The following is a 6733-nucleotide window of genomic DNA, read 5'->3' on the forward strand; positions in this document are numbered from 1 at the left end:
TGAGCTCGGCGTGTCGAACCAAGGACCGGATCAACCGTTATTCAGACAGTCCCTCCGATCCTGCCGGATCTGGTGCGTACGCGACTGCGCAGACAGGACATCGACATCGATCCGCAGAATCCGAGTTACCTGGTGGTTCCGGTACTCGGCGACCCCGGCTGGTAGGAACGAGAACATGAGAATCGAACAAGGTGTAGCGCCGACGAACTCCGTCGAGATCGCGTACGAGGACATGGGGTCGGTCGACGACCCCGCAGTGTTGCTCATCATGGGCCTGTCCGCGCAATTGACGTTGTGGCCCATGAACTTCTGCACCCGTCTCGTCGACGCCGGCTACCGGGTGATCCGAATCGACAATCGAGACATCGGGTTGTCCACCAAGATGACGGGGCAGAAAGTGCGGGGTTCCCAGATTCTTCGCCTGATCCGGCATGAGTTCGGGATGTCCTCTGACGTGCCCTACACGATCACGGACATGGCGGCCGACGCCGTCGGCGTGCTCGACCACCTCGACATCGACTCGGTGCACGTCGTCGGAGCCTCCATGGGCGGAATGATCACCCAGGTCTTCGCCGGACGCTATCCCGAACGAACGAAGTCGGTCGGCATCCTCTTCTCGAGCACCAACGAACCGTTCCTGCCACCGCCCGATCCACGCGCGCTCCTGCCGCTCATCGGTGGCGTCGGGAAGGACGCCACCAAGGACGAGATCATCGCGCATTCGGCGAAGGCGCTCGCCGCGATCGGTTCCCCCGGTTATCGCACTCCGCCCGAGGAGCAACTGGAGATCGCGCAGGTGATGTACGAGCGGAACTACAACCCGTCCGGTGTCGTGCGGCAGATGGCCGCCATCACCGGCACCGGCAGTCTGCGGCCCTACGCGAAGAAGATCACCGCTCCCACCACGGTCATCCACGGCACCGCCGACAAACTGGTCCGGCCGTCGGGTGGGAAGGCCATCGCCCGCGCCGTCCCCGACGCCGAACTGACGCTGATCGACGGTATGGCCCACGACCTGCCCGCCGCACTGATCGACCGCATCGCGGGCATCATCCTGGCGAATTTCGCTCGGGCGCGGGCTGCGTAGGCACCTCCACGAACGACGAAGGCCGGCACCCGATGTATCGGGGCCGGCCTTCGTGGTAGTGCTGAGCTGACTTACGCGTTCGCGTCGTCCTCGAGGAGGTTGCGCGTGCGGTTCGGATCGACCTGGACGCCGGGTCCGGTGGTGGTCGAGACGGTGACCTTCTTGACGTAACGGCCCTTGGCCGACGACGGCTTCGCACGCAGGATCTCGTCCAGTGCGGCACCGTAGTTCTCCACCAGCTTGGTCTCGTCGAACGAGGCCTTGCCGATGACGAAGTGCAGGTTGGCCTGCTTGTCGACGCGGAAGTTGATCTTGCCGCCCTTGATGTCGTTGACGGCCTTGGTCACGTCGTTGGTGACCGTGCCCGTCTTCGGGTTCGGCATCAGGCCACGCGGTCCGAGGACACGGGCGATACGGCCGACCTTGGCCATCTGATCCGGGGTGGCGATCGCGGCGTCGAAGTCCAGGAATCCGCCCTGGATGCGCTCGATCAGATCTTCTGCACCGACGACGTCGGCTCCTGCTGCCTCGGCCTCTGCAGCCTTCTCACCAGCGGCGAAAACAATAACCCGAGCGGTCTTGCCGGTGCCGTGGGGAAGGTTGACGGTGCCGCGCACCATCTGGTCGGCCTTGCGGGGGTCCACACCGAGTCGCACTGCGACCTCGACGGTGGGGTCGAACTTGCTCGACGCGGTCTCCTTGGCCAGCTTCGCGGCTTCGAGAGGCGAGTAGAGGTTGTCCTGGTCGATCTTCGCGGCCTGCTCGAGGTAGGCCTTGCTGCGCTTTGCCATGTCTTACTGTCCTTCGTTCGAGTTCAGTGTGGTTGACGAGCCTGGCCGGCTCTCCCACGTTCTGTGTCTTTGGTCGCTCCGCAGGCTCCGCTCCTACTGGAACGGTCGCTCCGCAGGCTCCGCTCCTGCTGGGCGGGTAAATCAGCCTTCGACGGTGATACCCATCGAGCGAGCAGTGCCGGCGATGATCTTCGCGGCCTGATCGATGTCGTTGGCGTTGAGGTCTTCCTGCTTGGTCTTGGCGATCTCGCGCACCTGATCCATGGTCACCTTGGCGACCTTGGTCTTGTGCGGCTCGCCGGAGCCCTTCGCCACGCCTGCGGCCTTGAGCAGCAGCTTGGCAGCGGGAGGAGTCTTCAGCTTGAAGTCGAACGTACGGTCTTCGTAGACCGAGATCTCGACCGGCACGACGTTGCCGCGCTGCGACTCGGTCGCGGCGTTGTACGCCTTGCAGAACTCCATGATGTTGACGCCGTGCTGGCCCAGTGCTGGGCCGACGGGCGGTGCCGGGTTGGCGGCACCGGCCTGGATCTGAAGCTTGATGATCCCGGCTAGCTTCTTCTTCTTCGGGGGCATTTCTTTTTCCTTGTATTCGCTCGGGTTTCTTGCGGTTGCTACTGCAAGTCTGTGGTCGGCTTCTAGATCTTGGAGACCTGAGTGAAGCCGAGCTCGACCGGTGTTTCACGGCCGAAGATCGATACCAACACCTTGAGCTTCTGCTGCTCTGCGTTGACCTCGCTGATGCTGGCGGGAAGCGTGGCGAACGGGCCGTCCATGACGGTGACCGACTCGCCGACCTCGAAGTCGACCTCGATGGTCGGCTTCGACGTGGTGTCGCCGCCCTGCTCGGCTGCGCCTGCGGCCGCTTTCGCGTCCTTCTTGGCGCCTTCCTGCGGCATGAGGAACTTGACGACCTCGTTGATGGTCAGCGGTGACGGCCGCGAGGTGGCACCGACGAAACCGGTGACGCCGGGAGTGTTGCGAACCGCTCCCCATGACTCGTCGTTGAGTTCCATGCGCACGAGGATGTAGCCGGGCAGAACCTTGCGGTTGACCTGCTTGCGCTGGCCGTTCTTGATCTCGGTGACCTCTTCGGTGGGAACTTCCACCTGGAAGATGTAGTCGCCGACGTCGAGGTTCTGCACGCGAGTCTCGAGGTTGGCCTTGACCTTGTTCTCGTAACCGGCGTACGAGTGAATGACGTACCAGTCACCGGGAGCGCGGCGCAGAGCCGCCTTCATCTCGGCGACGGGATCCTCGGGCTCGGCTGTCACGTCGGCGTCGGCTGCCTCGCCGTCTTCGGCGGGAACGTCCTCACCGGCAGCGGCGGCAACGTCGGCCTTGATGGCTTCGTCGGTTTCGCGGTCCTGAGCGGCCTGCTCCGCTTCGAGGCCCTGCTTGGTCGCCTCGACATCGGCGTCGAATGCGGCCACTTCGGTGGCGTCGTTGTGCGGCGTGCTCACGTCAGCACCCTTTCTCTAGTTTCCTGCTCGGTTCGATCGTCGATAAGTCACGCAGCTGCGATCGGTCAGCCGAACAGCCAGCCGACGCCCTGGATGAAGAGCAGGTCGAGGCCACTGATGTACGCGACCATGAACGTCAGGAAGACGAGCACGACGCTGGTGTAGGTGACCATCTGCTTCTTGTTCGGCCAGATGACCTTGCGAAGCTCGGCGAAGACCTCACGGAAGAACTGCAGCAGACGCATGAACACGTTCGGCCGCTTGTCGGCTTTGACCTTGCCCGAACGAGTCCTGCCGGTCTTGGTCTTGGCCGGCGCGGTGGATGCGGCCGGAGCCTTGGACATCGACACGCTCGAAGCGCTTCCGCGGGACCTGCTGGTGGATCGCTTGCCGGTGGGTACCACGGCGTCTGCAGCGGATTCACCGGCAGTGGTGTCAGCATCGGAAGGACGGCCCTCGGAGCCAGGTGCGACGTCGCCCGAAGCCGAGGAGTTCTCGAACTCCTCCTCCGATCGATCGTCGCGCTTACCGCGCTCCTCGCTCACGTCGTTCCTCTCAGTTGCTGACACCTTGGGCAGGGGCGACAGGACTTGAACCTGCAACCTACGGTTTTGGAGACCGTTGCTCTACCAATTGAGCTACGCCCCTTCGGCCGAAACTTCTCGGCCGCTCTGGTGTCCATCCGGCTCATCCACACGACCCACGCGACCTCCGGAGGAGGACGCGGGCAGCGCGGAGCGCCGAATTACCCCAGAAATCTCAGTGTACTGCACACCCTTCGGAACAGATAAATCCCGTCGTCCCGGCGGTGAACGAACTCCGCCGGATCGACCATGCTCAGGCCAAGCGCACCGTTGCGGTCGCTCGCCCGAAAATCTTCTTGCCTGCGGACTTCGCGACGATGGCGACGATCGCGGTTCGCTCGTCGGCGTCCACAGACTTGACCTTGCCGGTGAACTCCACCGACGCCGGGGCATCGGCCGGGACCAACACCGCACTGGTGAAGCGCACGTTGTACTCGGTGACCGCACCCGGGTCGCCGAGCCACGACGTGACGAAACCGGCACCGAGGCCCATCGTGAGCATCCCGTGCGCGATGACGTCGTCCAATCCGGCCAGCGCGACGACCTTGTCACTCCAGTGGATCGGGTTGGGATCGCCGGACACGCCTGCGTAGTTGACCAGGTCGCCGCGGGTCAGGGACACCACTCGCTCGGGCAGTTCGTCCCCGACCGACACGTCGTCGAAGTTACGAAGCGCCATGCCTGATCACTTCCTTCACCGCATGGGCGATGTTCTCGTCGATCTCCCCGCCGGTTCGCGCCACGATCGTCGTCCACGTGGTTTGCACGAGGTTGCCGTTCTGATCGGTGATGATGTTCTTGGTGGTCATGATGTCGCTGCCACCCATCTGCCGGAACGACTCGAGATACACGTCGCAGAAAATTCGATCGCCGACCTGGATCGGGCGATGGAACTCCAGTTTTTGATCGGTCTGCAGGATCTGACTCGGGTCGTAACCCGTGATGACCTCTTGCAACATCCGGGTCTGCGACATGATCCCGAGCAGGGAAACGAAGGTCAAGGGCGCGAGGAGACCGTCGTAACCGAGGCCCTTCGCTGCGTCCTCGTCGTGGTGCGCGGGATGAAAATCCTGGACGGCACGCGCATACTCACGAACCTTCTCGCGGCCGACCTCGTAGAAGTCGTCGACGCGGAAATGACAACCGACCATGGACGCCGCGTGAGCGGATGCATCCATGGCCGGTACGTCATGTGGAGCTTGTGACACGGTGGAGACCTTTTCTACCCTGGACGCAAGAGCCGTTAGGGAAGAAAATGCGACCTAACGCCGGGCGCCGACGAAAAATCGGAACTGCGAACCAGCGAGCCGAGCAGACTAGCGAGATTCGCGGTGCGCCCGATGCGTTCCGCAGTTGGAGCAGAACTTCTTCAGCTCGATGCGGTCGGGGTCGTTCCGACGGTTCTTCTTGGTGATGTAGTTGCGGTGCTTGCAAACCTCGCAGGCCAAGGTGATCTTGGGCCGCACATCGGTGGAGGAGGCCACTGGACGCCTACTTTCGGGTAAATCTGATCAGGGTCAATCAGGACTGTTCATGAGTGCTACTGGTCGTGCTTGCCTACTGTGTAGCGGTGACCGGACTTGAACCGGCGACGCAACGATTATGAGTCGTTTGCTCTACCAACTGAGCTACACCGCCTCAGGTGCTCACCGTCCACCATCCCACGCGGGGAACGCGACGTCGAGCCATCCAATCCAGCGAGCCCCCTAACGGAATCGAACCGTTGACCTTTTCCTTACCATGGAAACGCTCTACCGACTGAGCTAAGGGGGCGGGATCAGAACACATCGAGCCGTGCGCTGAAGCCTTCAAGAGGTTACACATTCGGAGCGCCGACTACCAAATTGCGTGGTCAGCGAGCCGTTCCTGTCCCTCTTCACATGGAAACCCCAGCGAGAGAAATCCTCGCCGGGGTTCCAGGTGTGGCAGATGTAGGATTCGAACCTACGTAGGCATAAGCCGACGGATTTACAGTCCGCTCCCATTGGCCGCTCGGGCAATCTGCCGTGATGCGATCGAAGCCCGTACTGCTCTTCGGCGCGGTGAGAAGAATACAACGAACGTCCCCCCGGAACGCAAACCGGGTGGATACGGTCGGTAGCGGGCCGATAAAGTCCCTGCGGGATGTGGACCGACACCACCGCCAAATCAAATTTTCGATTCGACTGGAGAGTGTGAGAAGTGGCTGATTCGTCCTTCGACGTAGTGAGCAAGGTCGACCGACAGGAAGTGGACAACGCCGTCGGACAGGCCGCGAAGGAGCTGGCGACCCGCTTCGACTTCCGCGGATCCGACACCAGCATCGAATGGTCCGGTAGCGGCGAGTCGGAGACGATCGTCATCACCTCCGAATCCGAGGAGAAGGTCAAGGCCGCCCTCGACGTGTTCAAGGAAAAGCTGATCCGACGGGACGTGTCCCTCAAGGCCTTCGAGACCAACGATCCGGCCGCGTCCGGCAAGGTCTACAAGGTCACCGGCAAGCTGGTGCAGGGCATCACGACCGAGAACGCCAAGAAGATCTCCAAGAAGATCCGCGACGACGGCCCCAAGGGCGTCAAGGCGCAGATCCAGGGCGACGAACTGCGCGTGAGCAGCAAGAAGCGCGACGATCTGCAGGCCATCCAGCAGTTGCTCAAGAACGAGGACTTCGGCATCGCGCTGCAGTTCGTCAACTACCGATAGAGCGGCTTCTCACCTGGGTCGTTCCGCAGGCTTCACTCCTGCGCCGCATGTGAACGGAAATTCGTAGTGGGCTACGGGCGGATTCGAGCGGTGGTCGCAACGGGCCTGATCATTAGGGATGTTTGC

The 6733-nt window shown here is 62.4% G+C and carries 9 protein-coding genes and 4 tRNA genes; 2 read left to right on the forward strand and 11 right to left on the reverse strand.

What is annotated here, in order from left to right:
• The first annotated feature begins 175 nt into the window (after positions 1-175).
• Positions 176-1087, forward strand: a complete 912-nt coding sequence (locus QM590_RS25470; protein WP_269596859.1) for an alpha/beta fold hydrolase — start codon at positions 176-178, stop codon at positions 1085-1087.
• Positions 1088-1158: 71 nt separating this feature from the next.
• Here QM590_RS25470 and rplA read toward each other — a convergent pair whose 3' ends face one another.
• The 11 genes from rplA to QM590_RS25525 form a co-directional block, all read right to left on the reverse strand.
• Positions 1159-1878 carry a 50S ribosomal protein L1 gene (gene rplA, locus QM590_RS25475; protein WP_027498276.1) on the reverse strand — a complete coding sequence of 240 codons (720 nt, stop codon included), beginning with the start codon at positions 1876-1878 and terminating at the stop codon, positions 1159-1161.
• 141 nt (positions 1879-2019) lie between these two features.
• Positions 2020-2454 (reverse strand): 50S ribosomal protein L11, encoded by a 435-nt coding sequence (gene rplK, locus QM590_RS25480; protein ID WP_008713829.1) that lies wholly within the window; start codon positions 2452-2454, stop codon positions 2020-2022.
• A 62-nt stretch (positions 2455-2516) separates the two neighbouring features.
• On the reverse strand, positions 2517-3341 hold the full coding sequence (nusG, locus tag QM590_RS25485) for a transcription termination/antitermination protein NusG (protein ID WP_269596858.1): 825 nt from the start codon (positions 3339-3341) through the stop codon (positions 2517-2519).
• A 65-nt stretch (positions 3342-3406) separates the two neighbouring features.
• The gene (gene secE, locus QM590_RS25490) at positions 3407-3886 is read right to left on the reverse strand and encodes a preprotein translocase subunit SecE (RefSeq protein WP_269596857.1); all 480 of its coding nucleotides are present in this window, start codon (positions 3884-3886) and stop codon (positions 3407-3409) included.
• Positions 3887-3916: 30 nt separating this feature from the next.
• Positions 3917-3989 (reverse strand) — tRNA-Trp (locus tag QM590_RS25495).
• A gap of 189 nt (positions 3990-4178) precedes the next feature.
• The gene (gene hadB / locus QM590_RS25500) at positions 4179-4604 is read right to left on the reverse strand and encodes a (3R)-hydroxyacyl-ACP dehydratase subunit HadB (RefSeq protein WP_269596856.1); all 426 of its coding nucleotides are present in this window, start codon (positions 4602-4604) and stop codon (positions 4179-4181) included.
• A complete protein-coding gene (hadA, locus tag QM590_RS25505) occupies positions 4591-5103 on the reverse strand; it encodes a (3R)-hydroxyacyl-ACP dehydratase subunit HadA (protein ID WP_269596855.1) in 513 nt (170 codons plus the stop codon). The genes hadB and hadA overlap by 14 nt, the downstream gene beginning before the upstream one ends.
• Before the next feature lie 138 nt (positions 5104-5241).
• Entirely contained in the window at positions 5242-5409 is a 168-nt protein-coding gene (gene rpmG / locus QM590_RS25510; protein WP_027498281.1) for a 50S ribosomal protein L33, read from the reverse strand.
• An 81-nt stretch (positions 5410-5490) separates the two neighbouring features.
• Positions 5491-5563, reverse strand: a tRNA-Met gene (locus QM590_RS25515).
• A 62-nt stretch (positions 5564-5625) separates the two neighbouring features.
• Positions 5626-5698: transfer RNA gene (locus tag QM590_RS25520), tRNA-Thr, on the reverse strand.
• Between the two features lie 150 nt (positions 5699-5848).
• Positions 5849-5931 (reverse strand) — tRNA-Tyr (locus tag QM590_RS25525).
• A gap of 175 nt (positions 5932-6106) precedes the next feature.
• Between QM590_RS25525 and QM590_RS25530 the strand changes: the two genes are divergently transcribed.
• Entirely contained in the window at positions 6107-6607 is a 501-nt protein-coding gene (locus tag QM590_RS25530) for a YajQ family cyclic di-GMP-binding protein (RefSeq protein WP_008713817.1), read from the forward strand.
• Positions 6608-6733: the final 126 nt, after the last annotated feature.

This window comes from Rhodococcus sp. IEGM 1372 (assembly GCF_030056835.1).
Taxonomy (GTDB): domain Bacteria; phylum Actinomycetota; class Actinomycetes; order Mycobacteriales; family Mycobacteriaceae; genus Rhodococcoides.

Excerpts from the sequence above, each read along its gene's own strand:
- QM590_RS25470 (WP_269596859.1), top strand. The coding sequence starts at position 176 with ATGAGAATCGAACAAGGTGTAGCGCCGACGAACTCCGTCGAGATCGCG.
- hadB (WP_269596856.1), bottom strand. The coding sequence starts at position 4,604 with ATGGCGCTTCGTAACTTCGACGACGTGTCGGTCGGGGACGAACTGCCC.
- rplA (WP_027498276.1), bottom strand. The coding sequence starts at position 1,878 with ATGGCAAAGCGCAGCAAGGCCTACCTCGAGCAGGCCGCGAAGATCGAC.
- rplK (WP_008713829.1), bottom strand. The coding sequence starts at position 2,454 with ATGCCCCCGAAGAAGAAGAAGCTAGCCGGGATCATCAAGCTTCAGATC.
- hadA (WP_269596855.1), bottom strand. The coding sequence starts at position 5,103 with ATGGATGCATCCGCTCACGCGGCGTCCATGGTCGGTTGTCATTTCCGC.